Below are 16952 nucleotides of genomic sequence, written 5' to 3'. Positions count from 1 at the left end.
GCTGTAAAATTCATATCAAATTGGTTTTATAAGGTGTTGAAGGTATGGAGATTGAGTTTACCGAGTGTGACATTCCCATAAGAAATGAACGTACGCAGGCTTTGTTTCCTCGTAGCGATATCATGAATGAAGAAAGAACACACGAAGAGCTAAGGTGCTGGTGGAATGTTCCTTTTGTTGATGAGCTCAGTTATGTCGAAACGGGACAGATTGGCGTTTATGTACTTGATGGGGCCACGTGGGATTGTCCTAGACGGATCTCAGAGCATCAGGATGTTAGCGAGGCGTCGGCGGCAGCAAGCTTCTATATTCGCCACTCTCCAATATTCCGTTTTTTCGATGAGCCCTATAAGCCAGTTGCGAAGGTGGGGCATTTGCTGGAAATGAGTTCGCTGATTAACGGGAAGCTTGGTAGGCCCACAGAGCAAGAGCTGTTTGATACTATGTTTAGCTGGTTGCCTGAAGAGGTTAATCAACCTGTGGAACAGTAAGTCATACCGTTAATGTGGCGGTATGGCTATGGTATTTGTGGCTTTCTTTAAATACTCCATAGTCATGCCTACCGGAAGCCAGCGGCTTTTTACCGCTACAGATACATCTGTCATTATTCTGCCCGCGAGCTCTGCCATATTACACATCGCAACTGTATGGATTGTGTTGGTAAGCCTTTAGATTTTTCCTCATGGAAAGATCACTCTTTCTTATCAGGAATGATTCTTAATCTATACAATCTGAATGTGAAATTATGAATATAATTCAATTGCTTAGTTGTTGTAATGGTATCTCGAAAGAAAAGCGATTGTATAGGTGACACGGGTATTTTCCTTAAATGTCTGACAATAGAGTTATAATGTCTTTTTAGAGATATTTATATCTAAAATGACCTGCCAAACTATGACGTAGATGAATAATAATTCATGCGAAAACACCTGAAAACGTATTGTAAAGGCAGGCCATGTTCTACTTATTTCCGTTGTTAACAGTTTCGATTTGGGCAGGGAATGCCATTGTAAACAAGCTTTCGATCAGTGTAATTGATCCGGGAGCGATTTCCTTTTACCGCTGGTTTGTTGCCATGTCGGTACTTACGCCGTTTGTCCTGGGTTCGGTATGGCGTAACTGGTCAACGATCCGTCGTTATATCCCCAAGCTAGCTTTTTTGGCGTTACTAGGCATGGTACTGAACCAATCGCTGGGTTACTTTGCGGCTGAAACCACGACAGCTACCAATATGGCATTAATTATTTCTTTGGTGCCACTTATCAGCATGTTTCTGAGCGTGCCGCTATTGGGCCAACGTTTGCTGCCGTTGGCTATTGTCGGTGCCGTATTATCCTTGGCTGGATTGGTATTGATGCTTAGCCATGGTGATATCCGTCATCTGGCGGAACAAGGTATTACGGTGGGCGACGCCTTGCTGTTGCTGGCGGCGTTTGTTTATGCGCTGTATTGTGTTTTGCTGAAACGTTGGCAGATGCCGCTGAGCACTTGGCAGTCTGTTTATGTCCAAGGTGTGCTGGCTGTATTGATGCTAATTCCACTGTTTTTGAACAGTGAGCGGGTGGAGATCACGGCAGAGTCGCTACCTTTGATTATGTATGCAGCCATTCCGGCGTCGGTTATAGCACCGTGGTGCTGGATGCAAGGGATCCAGCGCCTGGGGGCGGATCGTACTGCTATGTTTATGAATCTGATGCCTGTTATTACCGCTGGTATCGCGAGCGTGATGTTGAACGAACAGCTTGCAGCCTATCATTATATTGGTGGTGGCATGGTATTGGCGGGAGTGGTTCTGGCCCAGCGTAAACCGAAAGTCATGGTTCAGCAATTGGCTACAGCGTAAGCTACCGGATAGAACCAAGTACGCAATAGACAGCGGCAAGAACCTTAGGTTGTTGCCGCTTTTTAATGTTGTTTCGGCTAGCTCTTCGAGCTAAGCATGATGACGGCAGCCATGGCTAAAAAGGCACTCATCATCAGGAAGGCATCGTTATAGGCCATGATCGCCGCGTCACGCTGCATGGTTGCCACTAAAGAGGCTTGAGCCTGTACCATTGCCGTGTTGGCATCACTACCTGCCTGTACAAAATAACTGCTTTGCTGCAATAGTTGTTGCCAGGCATTGGAGCTGACACTCGGTACTGATTCTTTTATGTGGGCCAGGTGTTCCCGGGTTTTGTTGTCGAGCATTGTCGCGATGATTGCGATGCTGAATGCACCACCAAGGTTACGCATAACATTGGTGAGTGTCGAAGCATCTGGCGTATCTGCTTTGCTGATCCCCTGCATGGCAACAAGCGACAGCGGCACCATGATGAAAGGACTGCCGATGGCACGAAGTAGCATCGAGAAAATCAGTTGTTGCCCGCCGAAGTCAATGCTCATGTGAGTGTTGACGTAACAGCTTAGTCCAAACATTACAAAACCAAACGTGACCAAATACTTTGGCTTGATGATATTGGTCAGCTTAGGTACCAGCGGAAAAATTAATAGCTGCGGAAACCCCATCCACATAAGTACCTCGCCGATTTCCATTGCATTGTAGTGCTGAATTTGAGTCAGGTAGAGCGGCAAAACATAAATCGAACCTAGCAGAGCCATTCCGAGGATCAGATAAGCCAGGCATGACATGGCAAATTGCCCATTTTTCAGCAGTCGCAAATTGACCAGCGGTTTCTTGTGTTGCAGTTCATTGATCACAAAGTACACTAGGCTGACGGCGGAAATGGTAGCCAGCGTGACAATAAAATCAGAGTTGAACCATTCCTCGCGGTTACCGTCTTCCAATACTACTTCCAGGCAACCCAGGCCTAGAGCCATGGTAACAATACCAACCCAATCGGCTTTTAACAGGCTCTGGATATTCAGCGGCTCATCGTCCAGACCATAGCGCACCATAGTGATCAGCAGGATTGCAGGTGGAATATTGATATAGAAAATATAGTGCCATGATAAGTTCTCCGTCAGCCAGCCACCAAGCGTTGGCCCGATTGACGGAGCGAAGGTAGCAGTAACGCCGAACATCGCCATACCAATCGCTCGTTTGTGGACCGGCAGCAACTGAACGACCAGAGAAAACGCCAGCGGGATCAAGGCGCCACCACTAAACCCCTGCAATGCCCGAAACGTAATCATAGAGGTCATATTCCACGAAATTGAACACAGCAGTGATGACAGGGTGAAGATCACTGTCGTCCAGGTCAGATAGCGACGTTTGCCCAGTGCCATTGAGAGCCATCCGCTCAGCGGAATCGCAATCATCTCTGCCACCAGATAAGAGGTCGAAATCCATGAGCTTTCGTCCAGCGTTGCCGAGAGTGCGCCCTGAATATCTTTCAGAGAAGAGTTGGTGATCTGGATATCCAAAATAGCCATAAATGCGCCGATCAGACCACCGATCAAGGCTATCCAGTGACGACGTGGTACATCGTTTCGTGACTGATCTACCTGCTCAATGTGCGATATAGACGGCTGCTCCGTGGCAGTGACTGAGGAATTCATTGGGTTAGCCTCGGGTATCTACAGTGGCTACAACGGAAAGACCCGGAATCAATCGCCCTTGTAGCTGAGCAGAATCGACGATGGTAATTTTTACGGGGACGCGCTGGACGATTTTGGTGAAGTTTCCGGTCGCGTTTTCCGGAGGTAACAGGGCAAATTTAGCCCCCGTTGCCGGTGAAAAGCTGTCGACAATACCTTCCAATGCCTGGTCTGGAAAGGCATCCAATTCGACTGTTACTTTTTGGCCCTGATGGATCTCAGCCAACTGGGTTTCTTTGAAGTTGGCCTCAATCCAAACATTCGATGTAGGTACCAGACTCATTAGCGGCATACCTGGTTGCACATATAAGCCGATTCGCAGGCTGCGTTTGCCGACAATACCGTCAACTGGCGCATAAATATTGGTATAGCTGAGATTGAGTTGTGCCTGTTCAAGTTGAACATTGGCTTCGCCGACAGATGCTTCTGCCTGTCCTATCTGGCTGGCAATGACAGCGAGCTGATCTTTGGCTGCCTGATAGCTGGCTGATGCTTCGTCAAGCTGGGCCTTGGTCACTTTCAGGTGAGAAGTGGTACTGTCTAGTTCGTCCTGTGAAGAGTAATTGCGCTTGAGCAGGCTACGGGTACGGTTAACCTGTTGCTGCGCTCGTTCATATTCGGCACTGGCCGAGGCGATTTGGCTTTCAGACTGGCGGATCAGGGTTTTTTGTAATTGCTGCTGAGCGGTCAGGTTGCTGATAGCTGCCTGGCTGACGGCAATATTTGCCTCGGCTTTGTCACGGGCCGCGATAAAATCTCTTTCATCAATTTTTGCCAGGAGCTGTCCGGCTTTGACTGTTTGGTTGTCAATGACATACGAGTTGGTGATGTAACCGGATACCTTGGGACTGATATTGGTGATATCACCCTGCAGGTAGGCGTTGTCTGTCGATTCAAAGAATTGTCCGTAGCTAAACCAATACCCGCCGGCACCAAGACCCAGGGCCAGCATGATTAAGGTTGCGATCAGCGGCGCTTTGTGCTTTTTGGTTTGTGGGGTATCTGTCATGAGGGCCTCTTCTGGTGATCTGAAATATTGTGATTTTTTGTGTTACAGAGTGTAAATGATAATGATTAGTTGATTAGATAGGAGAAAAAGGAAACACTGTTGCAGATATCTAACTAATGGGTGGCGGAATGGATCTCAATACCATTGCTATTTTTTCTCAAGTTGTTGAATGTGGAAGCTTTACCCAAGCAGCTGAAGCTCTGGATTTAACGAAATCGACCGTAAGCCGCAAAGTGGCCGAGCTTGAACAACACTTAGGTGTGCGATTGATCACACGTTCAACCCGCAGCCTAACACTGACCCCGGAAGGTGAGACTTTCTATCAGTCTTGCATGCAGATGCTCGAGATCATGGGGCAGGCAGAACTTGAAGTGACAGCCAATCAAGATCTGATACGAGGACGGCTTAATGTGGTTATGCCTGTCGAGGTGGGCCAGCAGGTGTTTGGTCCTTATATCAATGAGTTCCTCAAGTTATATCCCAATGTAACAGTCCACCTTGAACTAACAAATCGTGAAGTCGACATCATCGGCGAGGGGATAGACCTGTATACTCAGGTTGGTGAAGTGTCTGATTCCAGCATGGTTGCCCGAACGTTTTATTCCTCAAAGCGGGTGATGGCTGCAAGCCCGTACTATCTTGCGCAAAATGGTCAGATCATCAGTCCTGATGATCTGAAAGCTCCTCACTATCAGGTGAAAATCTATAATAAAGCCGTAAAGCTACCTAACTGGCATTTGATGCAAGCCGATAATGAAGTGTCCATTGATTTACCTTATCGGCTTAGGGTTAATACGATAACGGCTTCCTTAATGGCTTGTCTGGACGGTTTAGGTATTGCTCTATTGCCGGAGTTTCTCTGCCGAGAACATTTTGCCAGTGGCAAACTGGTGCACCTACTACCGGACTGGGAAATGCCGGAGGCACCGATTAGCTTTGTCTATCCACAACGTAAGTTGCTTCCTAAGCGACTGAGGGTTTTTATCGATTACTTAATCGAACGATTTGAACAGCGCGATACGACGAATATGATGAGAGACAAACCAGAGTAGTTATAACAATTAGCCGGAATGGCAAAATTATCGTGCTGATCATCCGGCTGGTATCGATGGTTACTAAGCCGTAAAAACATACGGTGAAAATAGACTTTACAATGTAAATCAGAACCGGTGACGATAGCCGAGTGTGAATGCGATATCGGTACTGTTATCCATGTTGAAGACATTTTCAATCATAGATATTTCAATGGCACTGCTTTTCATGTGATAACGATAGCCGAGCAGTACTTCATTGGACGGTTTGGAAAGATCAGATGCCGCATCGGTTGCTCCTTCATAGATATGATACTCGAAAAGCAGGCGATGCTTTTCATTTAATTGGAGCTGGTAGCCTGCACCGATTGCGTAAGCCATGGTGTTATAGGGTATATCTCCCAGCACTTCGTCGTTACGTCGGTAGGACAGGCCAAGTAGGCTGTAAAACAGATGTTTATTGCGGCGATAGCTGTAGTTGAGCTGTAATGCCTGTTCGAAATTGCTGGTTTCAAACGGGCCGCTAGGCACATAGTTATAGTACAGCGAACCACCGATAGATAGACCATGATGCTTGTTTTCTATCAGTTGGTAACCGGTATAGAAGGTTAGCGCGCTGCCTAGAGTTTCACGATTGAAATCATGAATTTCAACCCCGTACTGTGGCACTGATATATCAAAAGAATGCTTGTCGACTTCATCCCTGCCGTTCTGGCTGAGACCAAATACGTCGTGAAAGGCTGAAGTCAGGCTGTCTAGGTGATTGTTGGCAGCAAAGCGAAACGTATAATCGAGCTCGACAACCCATTTGTTACTGATCTGCCACAGGCCGCCAATGGATAGCGCGTTCTGATAGTAATCGGCGTTGTACTCTTCGGTATGTGCCCAGACACTGGCAATTGTTGCGGTGGTGTAGAGTTCCACCGTACCGGGTTGGTAGCTAAAGCCATTGCGCATTAGCGGCGTCAGGCTATTGGATTGTATGGGAGACTGGGCGTAGGTCTTCAACGGACCGTAGTCATCAAAGCGGGTAATGTCCTCTGCTGTTGCATAATGGGGGCTACAGAGTGCTGCTACTCCAGATAAGGTGTATATCGTGATACTGCGTGTATTCATCACAATGCCATTTTGCCTTGGTTGTTATTGTCGTTATAAATGTTTTGATGGGGATCATGTATAACCTAGCTTGCCTGACCACTTTCTGAATCAGTATAAAATAGTGATGAAAAAGAAAATTTCACTGATGAGCAGGGTGGACATTTTTCTTGATCACTAACCTTGAGTGTAGTGAAGGGTTATCGGTCGTGGTTGTTCAGTTGTGCAATCTTTTCTTACCTTCGAGATGGAATGAATGCGTGTTGTGTATGGAGAGGCGAGCAGAGCAGGAAGCCGTAGGGAACAACCGTTAGGGCTTCAGGAAAAGCTCACTTAATACATAAGCGTCATCGAAGTGCCTTTCACCAATAAAGGCAATGGCATGGTGGCCCACCTGACGCATTGTCCCAGGCGACTTCACGCCAAAGGGCCATAGATATAGGCGCTCTAGGCGTTTGCTGGCCATCAGCATTCCTTGTTCGTCAAACAAGCTTTTGTATTGGCCTCCCTGTATCGGCATGCTGCGCAACTGCTGGTAGTTGAGTACGTTCAAATGGCGGGCCTGAGAGCTGCTATGGCTCCAGTGCACCCCTTTAACCATATGATCCCCATTGGTAAATGTGACCCGTAGTGTTTGGGCATTTTGTTTCGGGTGTAATCGCATGGTTATAGGGGCTTCTATATTCGTATTTCGTTTGGCGAATGCTAATTGTTGATCCAGGGCAAAAACCATATGGTAGCAGCCGCAATGGTGAATACTGTCAAGGATATAAGGCTTACCTTGGCTGTCTAAGGTGAGCCTGACGAGAATCCCGTCGAACTGTCCGGCATAGGGATCTAGCGAGGCTTTGGCCGTTCGGTTAGCAAACCAAAGGCTGTAATTTAATTGAAGCAAAATTTTGCCGTGAAACTGGGTATAGCTTTGGCTGACATAGAGAGTGGGCTTGTTGGTATTAACCCGAGGCTGACCATTGCGTTGGTATTCTAATTGTCCGGGTTTGTCATCAAGGGATACCGTTTCAATGAGAAACTCTGGCGCATAATGGTTTGCCAAACGGGCAATTTGCTTGTCCGAAAGCAGCGGCCAACTCAGCGGTGTCAGCTGGGTTGCTTGTTGGAACCAGCGGTGAATTTCTTGCTGGTTGAGAGGGGACTTCTCCGTGACGGCATAGGTAACATTGTCATCATGCAAAGGCTGGATAAAACCACTGATTATTCGCTTCTTTTCTGAATCAATGGAAGGCGTCGCCAGCGATTTGCTTATAGGGTAAAGCCCGAACACACGTTGCCAACTTTGATAGTCTGAAGGAATTGTCGGAGGAAGCTGCTGTAAATGAAGCCAAAATTGACGGTCATTGATTGTCGAGGCTGTTAGCTGCTGGGCGCATTCCTCATTGCTTCCAAGCTGAAAGCCGGCCTTATTCGGTAGGTTTTGGAATTCAACCTTCCTTTGTATTTCGGCCTGCCGGGCAACATAGCGTAGCCATTGTTTCTTGCTTTGAGGCGAAATCAGGCCAGGGATAAGTGACACACTAAAACGGTCAAAAGCGAGGTGAGGATAGCGGGGTGTCCACAGCAGCTGTGCATCCTGTACACCCTGTTGCTGAACGGCCCGTTTGAAATCTACGAGTTGAAATGCGCAGTTCTGTACGGATGTTGGGTAGTGCTGAAGCTGATCAGATACTGTCTCCGGTATTGGTTCCGGCAGGCTGGTGCACGAAATGATGCCAAAGCAGATGATGATCAGAGCCATTAAACGCATAAACGGAACCCACAGATTTATTTCTCTATAAGTTTAACCATGATAAAGGATTTGTGGTGTGATACTCCCTTAAGATATTACTAAAGCGGTCGCCTATGAATTAATAAGGGTGGCAATTAAAAATGCAATTTCATGAAGGATCGTATCACTATTTCGGTATCCACGATAAATGGATCTGAACACTTCCATTTAGGGAAGACGAAACAAAAAGCTTTTCGCTGGGCTGTCGCTTCACTGTTGGTCGCTTCATTACTGATTGCTGGCACAATTGTATACCTTATTAACGAGGTCTATTTTTCCAAAGTTAAGCAAGAAGAGCTAGAAAACCAGTCCTATTCGTTAAGTGAGGATCTCAATACGCTAGAGCAGCTCAGAACAAAGCTTGAGCACGAGCTTGATGAACGAGAAAACCAGTTGACCATGGTGTCTGAGCGATTGGGAAGCCTGGAAAATGTGCTTGGCGTCAATGCCGACGGAGACATGCAGTTAGAGTCCCGCCTGGATGTGGCTGAGCTCAATTCGGCAGTCAGAGTGGCTATTCTGAAGAGTTTACCTAACGGGGCTCCTGTTAAGAATGCCAGGCAGTCATCTCAGTTTGGTGTACGCATACACCCGGTGACAGGTACTAAACGTTTGCACCGAGGGTTGGATTTTGCGGTGAATATTGGTACGCCAATCTACGCTCCTGCTGACGGGGTTGTCGCGACAGTACGACCGAATAACAAAGGGTCAGGAAATTTCCTGCGATTGCAGCATTCCTTTGGCTTTACATCGTCATATTCACATCTGAAAAAATTTGCTGTCCGAAGTGGCGATTTTGTCAGCAAAGGTGATTTGATTGGATATTCCGGTAACTCAGGCCTGTCATCTGGTCCGCATTTGCATTATGAAGTTCGCTTTATTGGTAGGGCTCTCAACCCTCGACCATTTGTGGATTGGGATATAAATAATTTTGAACATATTTTTGAAAAAGAGAAAAAAGTTAAATGGGTATCTTTAACAAACAAAGTAAAGCAACAAGTCAGTATGCAACTACAACTGTCATTGCAAAGGGATGCAATATCACCGGCGAATTCCAGCTAGCGTGCGATATTCAGGTTGATGGTATTATTGAAGGTAAGCTACGTATCGAGAAAAACTTAGTCGTTAGCAAATCTGGGCGCCTTAAAGGTGAAATTTACGCCGATAAAATCATTGTAAATGGGCTTATTGAAGGTACTTGCTACGCCAATGCCATTGAAATTATCGATAACGGTAAAATTTCAGGCACAATTTACTGTGATAACTTGAGCATTGAACAAGGTGGTAAGTTTTTCGGCAGTACACATCCAGCAGAAAAAGAGCAGGTTGTAGAGCTAACACCGAAAGGCAAGGCAGAGACAAAATCAGTAAAGAAGCAGATAGATAAAAAAGCAAGTAACGAATGATGAGATATTAATGTGGACTAGTCCAGATGTAACCTGTCAATTTACAAAAAATGGTGCAACCTGACAGGTTACTCTAACTCGTTTTCAGGAAAATGAGTTAGAGTAACCAATTCGAAAATGACATCTATTCATTCTTTTAAAAATGTAATAACCGCACTTTAGGCTAGACACGAGAGAGTGGAAGCCATACGTCTAACGACAAACTGATATTAGTGTTAATGGAACCATTGAGCATTTTCTGAACGCTTCAAGGCTTTGTTGACCAGATCGGTCTATTCTTATTTGTAATATGCATCCCATGTACCCAGTAATGATTGATCATTCAGTTAAGTGATGAATGATTAATTTGAAAGTGCGGGAATTTGCACATGACGTTAAATTCTCTGAAAGAAGGTATAAAGTCAGAGTGTGTTGGCCAAAATCCAGAGATTTTGGATCCTACTGATCAGGGTTCTGACGGCTTAACGCAAAAGAAGGCAGAAGAGAGACTGAAAGAATATGGTCTCAACCGCCTGCCTGATCCTCCGATGCCCGGTTATGCACTAATCTTTGTTCGGCAGTTTTTCAGTCCATTTATCTATATCCTGGTTGTTGCCGCCATTATTTCATTTATTTTGGGACAAAATCCCAGTGGTTTTTTTATCATTGTGGTACTGACCCTTAATGCCATCATAGGTACCGTTCAGGAGTATTCGGCACAACAATCAGCGGTGGCGTTACGCAATATGATCAAAGGGGTGGCTCATGTTATCCGCGACAGTATCGCCCGTACTATTGATGTTGAAGAAATTGTACCGGGTGATCTGATACTGCTCTCTTCCGGCGATAAGGTTCCTGCTGACGTAACTCTTATTAGCAGCCAGAATCTTGCTGTTGACGAGTCGATGCTAACAGGCGAATCTCTGGCGGTAAGTAAAAATGCGATGGCCACGGTTGATGACGATGCGCCGATTTCTGAAAAGATAAACCAGTGTTTTGCTGGGAGTATTATTACCCATGGCCGTGCGCAAGCAATTGTTATAGCAACCGCTACCAATACCGAAATTGGTCGTATCGCTCGTCATGTCACAAAAGAGCGTGTTTCCGAACCCCCATTAATGATCCGCATTCGGGCTTTTACCTATCAGGTTGCTGGCGGTATTTTTATGGCCATCTTAACGCTTACGGTCATGATGTTGCTGAAAGGGAGCTATACCTCAGAGGCCATTATTTTAATGACTATTGGCCTTGCCGTCTCGGTAATACCGGAAGGGTTGCCCGCAGCATTGACTGTTGCTTTGGCAATAGGCATGAGGAGAATGGCCAAGAACAATGTCATTATCCGCAAACTGATTGCCGTGGAATCACTCGGTTCATGCACATTTATTTGCTCTGATAAAACGGGCACATTAACCGTGAATGAGTTGACGATCCGTCAAGTTGTATTGCCTGATAGCAAGGTATTCCAGGTAACGGGAGAGGGGATCTCACCGGGGGGGGAGATTTGTGGCAATACCGAACAACAGCACCTGCAGCAGCTGTGCATTGCTGGTGCTCTGGCTAATGAAAGCCACCTAAGTTATGCCGGGGGAGAGTGGGTATCGGACGGTGATATTGTTGACGTTGCATTTCTGGTGCTAGCCAAGAAGCTGGGTATGTCGATAACTCAGCTGCGGCAACAGCAAACTCAGTTGGAGCTTATTCCTTACGAACCAGAAAAAGCCTACAGCGGGAGCGTAAATTTTGATGGTAACAGAGCTTGGTTATACGCCAAAGGTAGCCCTGAAAAAATGCTCAGTATGTGTAGTCAAATGGAAACGTCATCTGGTTCGGTACAAATTGACAAGGCTCTGATCGAAGACCAATTTGAATCTCTTGCAAAACAAGGCTATCGAATTATTGCCCTTGCGAAGAGGGAAGTAATCGAAAATAGCCATAAGCGATTAGAGCAGATGAGCTTTTTAGGTATGGTGGCCATGATTGATCCTGTTCGTCATGAAGCTTTTGGTGCTATAACCCGGTGCCGTGATGGTGGTATTAAAGTTGCGATGATCACAGGAGATCATCCCGCGACAGCAAAGTCGATTGCAATAGAGCTTGGTATGTGTGAGCAAGATGCCCCGGTAGTGACCGGTGACATGATCCACCAGGCCAATGCCAAAGGCCCAAAAGCCGCAGATGAATTAATCCGGCCAGTCCGCGTTTTTGCCCGTATTGAGCCGCAACAGAAAGAGCAGATTGTTGATAGCTTCATGCGCCAAGGACATTTTGTAGCGGTAACCGGAGATGGTGTGAACGATGCCCCGGCGATGCGTCAGGCTAATACTGGCATCGCGATGGGAAAACGCGGCACAGATGTCGCTAAAGAAACCGCAGACCTCATTATTACTGACGATAATTTTGCCTCTATTGTGTCCGGTATCGAGCAAGGCCGTGTGGTATACAACAATATACGCAAGGTTATTGCCTTATTGGTGGCAACCGGATTTTCAGCTCTCTGGCTGTTTTTCCTTTCAGTTCTTGCTGGGTTGCCTATGCCCATGATTGCAGTCCAACTTTTGTGGTTGAATTTAGTTGCTAATGGGTTGCAGGACGTCGCATTGGCGTTTGAACCTAAAGAAGGCAATGAATTAACTTGCAAGCCAAGAAAGCCCAGCGAGCCGATTTTTGAAAAATTAATTATCGAGCATATCGTGGTTTCTGGAACCGTAATGGGGGGACTGGCATTTGTCCATTATTACCTGGCTCTTGAAGCTGGCCAACCGGTGGAGGAGGCGAGAAACCTGACCCTTATGCTGATGGTATTGTTTGGCAATATTCACGCGCTAAATAGCCGTTCTGAAACGCTGTCATTATTTACATTGCCATTATTTGCTAACCCATTCTTGATGTGCGCTGTTCCTATCGCCCAACTGGTGCATATTGCAGCCATGTACACTCCGGGTATCAGTGATGTATTAGTAATTCAGCCGATTTCTTTAGCCCAGTGGATCCAACTGCTGCTGATTGCTTCCAACTTATTCGTTGTTGAAGAACTGCATAAATGGTGGCGTCGTCGGTCTCAGAAGGCTTTGCTGCAACACTAAGCTAATGCGAAAAATAACCCCCTCTAAACTTGTTGTTTAGAGGGGGTCATATTTTGTCAGTTAATCCATCAAGCTAATGATGGGTCTCTGATTATGCTTAGTCGTTAAGAGGCAGTTTGCCTTCCCAAACGATTTGGCGGTAACGGTCGGCATTGGTATCGCCTTCGGTGCTGAAAATCATAACGACAGCATCTTGGTCAAGGCCAATATTTTGCGCGACTTTCTGACCTTCCGGATGATTTGCCAGTAGGTGCAGCAGACCCATTGTGATTGCGCCTGACTCACCGCTGGTGACAGCTGTATCGCCGTGTAAAGGGTTGCCAAGGATACGCATCCCTGTTGCGGCAACATTATCGTCTACAGAGACGAATACATCGCTGCAATTACGTAGAATTGGCCAGGTAACAGGGTTTGGTTCGCCACAGGCCAGTCCGGCCATGATGGAGTTTAGGTCGCCCGTTACGTTGACCATGTTGCCGTCTTTGCTTGATCCAGAGCGGAAGATGCAATCAGCAGCACTTGGCTCGGCAATAACGGTTTTAAAGTTATCTGCACCCAGTTTGTCAGCCAGGTAGCCCAGAACGCCACCGGCCATAGCGCCAACGCCAGCCTGAAGCATAACGTGTGTCGGCAGGCCTTCAGGCATTGCGGTTGCTTGCTCAATGGCTTCGTCGGCCATTGTCATATAACCCTGAGAAATCCAAGTCGGAATTTTATCGTAACCTTCCCACGCCGTATCCTGTACCAACATCCAGCCGTTTTCTTCGGCGGTCTTGTTGGCGAGGCGAACCGTATCATCGTAGTTAACATCGGTAACGATACACTCGGCACCAAGCCCCTTGATTCGGTTGACACTGGCTTGTGCCGAGCCTTTTGGCATGTATACCACGGCTTTCTGGCCCATTTCGCGAGCGGCCCATGCTACGCCTGTACCATGGTTGCCTGCGGTCGCGGTGGTAAATACCAGCGGCTTGTCTAACTTCGAGGCAACGGTTTTCAGGTCGATTTCAGAAATATCCATTTCCAGGTGTTCAGCCAGCAGTCTGCCCAGCGCATATGAACCGCCTAGCACCTTGAATGCATTTAGGCCGAAACGGTGTGATTCATCTTTCACCAAAATGGCTTTAACGCCGAGTTTAGAGGCAAGCTGAGGCAATGAAACTAAAGGTGTTGGCTGGTAACCATCAATTTGACGATGAAATTCGCGAGTACGTTGCGCGATTTCTGTCGTGAAGAGAGAACAGGTTTCACCGGTATAAAACTGGTTATTAGATACTTTAAGCATAATCATCACTTCGAAAGGGGCTGAACAGGGATGAGGCCATCGTCGGCGACGGATGGCCTCACTTCATTTTATTGGTTGATAAAAGCGATAGCTTCAACTTCAACCAGTGCATCTTTAGGTAGACGGGCAGCTTCGACACATGAACGAGCCGGTGCGTTTTCGGTACCAAATACTTCGGTATACACTTCGTTAAACGCCGCAAAGTTTTCCATATCAGACAGGAAACAAGTTGTTTTCAGCACAGAGTCCAATGATGCACCGCTCTCTTCCAGCACCGCTTTCAGGTTTTCAAGCGACTTACGAGCCTGCTCTTTAATGCCGCCTTCAACAAAAGCCATTGTTTTCGGGTCTAGCGGAAGCTGGCCAGAGGTGAAAACCATATCTTTGAATGCAAGGCCCTGTGAGTATGGACCAATTGCTGCTGGGGCTAGATCTGTGTGGATTTTTGTTTTCATTGTCTTTCTCTTTAGTGTCAGTAGTTACGATTTGAATTCGCGGATATATTTATAAACTGCATGGCGAGTGATCCCGAGTCGCTCGGAAACCATTGCTGTCGCCTCTTTTAATTCAAATACCCCGTTTTCAAGCAATAGCTTGGTAATCGCTTTGTTTTTGCCTTTCAAGTTGACCGATGCGTCGTTTTCAATTTCTTGAATAGCGTGACTAAGCGCCTGCTCAATCACATCGGTCGCACATGAACTGAAATTCTCGCTAACAGCGACATGCGTGTTTGCCATATCGGGCATTAGCGTTTTGATAATTTCCGGAAAGGGATGGGAAAGATTCATGTTGATACAGAATAATCCTATCGGTTTACCGTTCTCACCTGCCAATACGCAGGTGGTTGATTTAAGCAAAGAGCCGTCTTTGCTGGTGGTGAAGTAACTCTTTGGTGTCACTTCGCCTGTTTTCTCGATCAGACTAAGCATTTTTAGCCCGAGATCAGTGATCGGAGAGCCAACCGTACGACCGGTATGGTGGCCATTGACGATCTTGACGACTGATTTCTCTAAGCTTTCGAACGAGTGGATCACTACCTCGCAATGAGGACCGATAAAATCAGCAATGGTGTCGGCTAACCGAAAATAAGTAACTAAGAACTCTCTGTCTTTGTCGGTAAATTCTGCATTATACGATGCATATGCTGTTGTTTTCATTTATGACCACTATTGTGAACTGAGACTGTTAACTATTTTGTTCCTCAGTTGGTTATAAAGCAAGTTTAAAATCAACTTTGTGTAACTATAAAACTATAATTTGCGATATCTGACAACTGCAAAGTTAACTAAAGGTCACTAAAATTGACTTAAATCACATAATATTCCAAATAACTCTCTTGATAGTGCACTAAAGTTAACTGCGCGACGCAGGTCACATTATTTAACTCAGCTTTCAGTAAGATGCACCACAGTAACGTAAACAATATTGAACTGTGTGGCGCTTATCGTTCACTTCTGTGCCCTAAAGCCATCACCACACAGCCATGACAATAAGGAAGAGGTCGTAATGACTAACTATTTACAACGTGGTTTTGAAACGTCTGAATTTGAACACAGAACAGCGCGTGCACAGAAAGTCATGCATGAGATGAAACTCGACGCGATGATTTTTACTACCGAGCCGAATGTTCGCTACTTTACCGGTTTCCATACTCAATTCTGGCACAGCCCGACTCGTCCTTGGTTTGTCATTGTGCCTGCAGAAGGTAAGCCAGTTGCGATTATTCCTGAAATCGGCGCCAGCGGTATGGCGGGTACCTGGGTTGAAAACATCATAACCTGGCCGTCACCACGTCCTGAAGATGACGGGATCAGCCTGGTAGCCAGTGCGTTGAATTCAATGTCATGTCGTTACGGCCGAGTGGGCGCAACATTAGGTATTGAATCTCACCTACGTATGCCGGTTAACAATTACCTGAAACTGACCACCATGGTGAAAAAAGAGTTTGTGGATGTGTCACTAGCGATGCACGAGCTACGTCAGATTAAATCACAGGCTGAGATTGAGAAGACTCGTGAAATCTGTCGCATCACCAACATCGGTTTCAACAAGATCCCTGATTATGCTCGTTCAGGCATGACAGAACGTGAAATTTGTAAGCAGTTCCGCATCGACATGCTGCTTGAAGGTGCCGATGAATGTCCGTATATCATCGCCGGTTCTGGTCCTGATGGTTACGACAGCATCATTATGGGACCAACAGATCGCGTCATCGAAGAGGGCGATGTGCTGATCATTGATACCGGTGCAGTTCGTGATGGTTACTTCTCTGACTTTGACCGTAACTGGGCATTCGGAAGTGCAAGCGAAGAAACCAAAGCTGCTTACCGCGCAACCTATGAAGCAACGACGAAAGGCTTTGAAGCCGCACGTCCTGGCGCGACTACTACCGATATCTACAACGCAATGTGGAAGGTGCTAGAAGCGAATGGTGCCTTGGGCAACGATGTTGGCCGTCTTGGCCACGGCCTGGGTATGGAGCTGACTGAGCGTCCATCCAACACAGCAACTGACAATACGATTCTGAAGCCTGGAATGGTGATGACTCTTGAGCCGGGAATGGTGTATGCGCCTGGTAAGTCAATGGTTCACGAAGAGAACATCGTGATCACCGAAGACGGTGCAGAGTGGCTGAGCAAGCGTGCCGAGCCTGAGTTGATTGTTATCCCATAAAATTGATTCCTGTGTGCCATGTCGATTCATTCGGCATGGCAACAAAGCAACATAACTATAAAAAG

General features: G+C 46.5%; 15 protein-coding genes. 7 read left to right on the top strand and 8 right to left on the bottom strand.

Annotated features, from left to right (window positions below):
• Positions 1 to 44: 44 nt before the first annotated feature.
• Positions 45 to 491 (top strand): hypothetical protein, encoded by a 447-nt coding sequence (locus EDI28_RS06790; RefSeq protein ID WP_128783102.1) that lies wholly within the window; start codon positions 45 to 47, stop codon positions 489 to 491.
• Positions 492 to 500: 9 nt separating this feature from the next.
• Here EDI28_RS06790 and EDI28_RS06785 read toward each other — a convergent pair whose 3' ends face one another.
• Positions 501 to 653: a DUF4442 domain-containing protein gene (locus tag EDI28_RS06785; RefSeq protein ID WP_267900004.1), complete on the bottom strand. Its 153-nt coding sequence runs from the start codon at positions 651 to 653 to the stop codon at positions 501 to 503.
• Positions 654 to 955: 302 nt separating this feature from the next.
• Here EDI28_RS06785 and EDI28_RS06780 point away from each other — a divergent pair, with 302 nt between their 5' ends.
• Complete coding sequence (locus tag EDI28_RS06780; RefSeq protein ID WP_128783100.1) at positions 956 to 1843, top strand: DMT family transporter; 888 nt, start codon at positions 956 to 958, stop codon at positions 1841 to 1843.
• A 77-nt stretch (positions 1844 to 1920) separates the two neighbouring features.
• Here the strand turns inward: EDI28_RS06780 and EDI28_RS06775 are convergent, their stop codons facing one another.
• Both EDI28_RS06775 and EDI28_RS06770 read right to left on the bottom strand, forming a co-directional pair.
• Entirely contained in the window at positions 1921 to 3501 is a 1581-nt protein-coding gene (locus EDI28_RS06775; RefSeq protein ID WP_128783099.1) for a DHA2 family efflux MFS transporter permease subunit, read from the bottom strand.
• 4 nt (positions 3502 to 3505) lie between these two features.
• Positions 3506 to 4549, bottom strand: coding sequence for an HlyD family secretion protein (locus EDI28_RS06770; RefSeq protein ID WP_128783098.1), 1044 nt, complete (start codon positions 4547 to 4549; stop codon positions 3506 to 3508).
• A 128-nt stretch (positions 4550 to 4677) separates the two neighbouring features.
• Here EDI28_RS06770 and EDI28_RS06765 point away from each other — a divergent pair, with 128 nt between their 5' ends.
• A complete protein-coding gene (locus EDI28_RS06765) occupies positions 4678 to 5601 on the top strand; it encodes a LysR family transcriptional regulator (RefSeq protein ID WP_128783097.1) in 924 nt (307 codons plus the stop codon).
• Positions 5602 to 5709: 108 nt separating this feature from the next.
• On the opposite strand, the gene EDI28_RS06760 is transcribed toward EDI28_RS06765, so the two are convergent.
• Both EDI28_RS06760 and EDI28_RS06755 read right to left on the bottom strand, forming a co-directional pair.
• Positions 5710 to 6696, bottom strand: a complete 987-nt coding sequence (locus EDI28_RS06760; RefSeq protein ID WP_128783096.1) for a DUF3187 family protein — start codon at positions 6694 to 6696, stop codon at positions 5710 to 5712.
• 289 nt (positions 6697 to 6985) lie between these two features.
• Entirely contained in the window at positions 6986 to 8437 is a 1452-nt protein-coding gene (locus tag EDI28_RS06755; RefSeq protein WP_128783095.1) for a hypothetical protein, read from the bottom strand.
• Between the two features lie 132 nt (positions 8438 to 8569).
• Between EDI28_RS06755 and EDI28_RS06750 the strand changes: the two genes are divergently transcribed.
• The 3 genes from EDI28_RS06750 to EDI28_RS06740 all read left to right on the top strand — a co-directional run bounded on the left by EDI28_RS06750 (position 8570) and on the right by EDI28_RS06740 (position 12929).
• The gene (locus tag EDI28_RS06750) at positions 8570 to 9520 is read left to right on the top strand and encodes a M23 family metallopeptidase (RefSeq protein WP_128783094.1); all 951 of its coding nucleotides are present in this window, start codon (positions 8570 to 8572) and stop codon (positions 9518 to 9520) included.
• Positions 9424 to 9864 carry a bactofilin family protein gene (locus EDI28_RS06745; protein ID WP_128783093.1) on the top strand — a complete coding sequence of 147 codons (441 nt, stop codon included), beginning with the start codon at positions 9424 to 9426 and terminating at the stop codon, positions 9862 to 9864. Before EDI28_RS06750 ends, EDI28_RS06745 begins: the two co-directional genes overlap by 97 nt.
• Positions 9865 to 10232: 368 nt before the next feature.
• Positions 10233 to 12929: a cation-translocating P-type ATPase gene (locus EDI28_RS06740; RefSeq protein WP_128783092.1), complete on the top strand. Its 2697-nt coding sequence runs from the start codon at positions 10233 to 10235 to the stop codon at positions 12927 to 12929.
• A 97-nt stretch (positions 12930 to 13026) separates the two neighbouring features.
• On the opposite strand, the gene dpaL is transcribed toward EDI28_RS06740, so the two are convergent.
• The 3 genes from dpaL to EDI28_RS06725 all read right to left on the bottom strand — a co-directional run bounded on the left by dpaL (position 13027) and on the right by EDI28_RS06725 (position 15371).
• Positions 13027 to 14214, bottom strand: a complete 1188-nt coding sequence (dpaL, locus tag EDI28_RS06735) for a diaminopropionate ammonia-lyase (protein ID WP_128783091.1) — start codon at positions 14212 to 14214, stop codon at positions 13027 to 13029.
• A 68-nt stretch (positions 14215 to 14282) separates the two neighbouring features.
• On the bottom strand, positions 14283 to 14669 hold the full coding sequence (locus EDI28_RS06730) for a RidA family protein (protein ID WP_128783090.1): 387 nt from the start codon (positions 14667 to 14669) through the stop codon (positions 14283 to 14285).
• A gap of 24 nt (positions 14670 to 14693) precedes the next feature.
• Positions 14694 to 15371: a helix-turn-helix transcriptional regulator gene (locus EDI28_RS06725; protein ID WP_128783089.1), complete on the bottom strand. Its 678-nt coding sequence runs from the start codon at positions 15369 to 15371 to the stop codon at positions 14694 to 14696.
• Between the two features lie 349 nt (positions 15372 to 15720).
• Between EDI28_RS06725 and EDI28_RS06720 the strand changes: the two genes are divergently transcribed.
• Positions 15721 to 16887, top strand: a complete 1167-nt coding sequence (locus tag EDI28_RS06720) for a M24 family metallopeptidase (protein WP_128783088.1) — start codon at positions 15721 to 15723, stop codon at positions 16885 to 16887.
• Positions 16888 to 16952 lie beyond the last annotated feature (65 nt).

Origin of the sequence: Photobacterium chitinilyticum (assembly GCF_004104355.1) — a bacterium.
GTDB lineage: Bacteria > Pseudomonadota > Gammaproteobacteria > Enterobacterales > Vibrionaceae > Photobacterium > Photobacterium chitinilyticum.
This window is presented reverse-complemented; position numbering and strand designations above follow the sequence as displayed.

Bases quoted from the DNA above. Each gene is read 5' to 3' on its own strand.
- EDI28_RS06790 (WP_128783102.1), top strand. From the start codon at position 45: ATGGAGATTGAGTTTACCGAGTGTGACATTCCCATAAGAAATGAACGT.
- EDI28_RS06780 (WP_128783100.1), top strand. From the start codon at position 956: ATGTTCTACTTATTTCCGTTGTTAACAGTTTCGATTTGGGCAGGGAAT.
- EDI28_RS06775 (WP_128783099.1), bottom strand. From the start codon at position 3,501: ATGAATTCCTCAGTCACTGCCACGGAGCAGCCGTCTATATCGCACATT.
- EDI28_RS06770 (WP_128783098.1), bottom strand. From the start codon at position 4,549: ATGACAGATACCCCACAAACCAAAAAGCACAAAGCGCCGCTGATCGCA.
- EDI28_RS06765 (WP_128783097.1), top strand. From the start codon at position 4,678: ATGGATCTCAATACCATTGCTATTTTTTCTCAAGTTGTTGAATGTGGA.
- EDI28_RS06760 (WP_128783096.1), bottom strand. From the start codon at position 6,696: ATGAATACACGCAGTATCACGATATACACCTTATCTGGAGTAGCAGCA.
- EDI28_RS06755 (WP_128783095.1), bottom strand. From the start codon at position 8,437: ATGCGTTTAATGGCTCTGATCATCATCTGCTTTGGCATCATTTCGTGC.
- EDI28_RS06750 (WP_128783094.1), top strand. From the start codon at position 8,570: ATGAAGGATCGTATCACTATTTCGGTATCCACGATAAATGGATCTGAA.
- EDI28_RS06745 (WP_128783093.1), top strand. From the start codon at position 9,424: ATGGGTATCTTTAACAAACAAAGTAAAGCAACAAGTCAGTATGCAACT.
- EDI28_RS06740 (WP_128783092.1), top strand. From the start codon at position 10,233: ATGACGTTAAATTCTCTGAAAGAAGGTATAAAGTCAGAGTGTGTTGGC.
- dpaL (WP_128783091.1), bottom strand. From the start codon at position 14,214: ATGCTTAAAGTATCTAATAACCAGTTTTATACCGGTGAAACCTGTTCT.
- EDI28_RS06730 (WP_128783090.1), bottom strand. From the start codon at position 14,669: ATGAAAACAAAAATCCACACAGATCTAGCCCCAGCAGCAATTGGTCCA.
- EDI28_RS06725 (WP_128783089.1), bottom strand. From the start codon at position 15,371: ATGAAAACAACAGCATATGCATCGTATAATGCAGAATTTACCGACAAA.
- EDI28_RS06720 (WP_128783088.1), top strand. From the start codon at position 15,721: ATGACTAACTATTTACAACGTGGTTTTGAAACGTCTGAATTTGAACAC.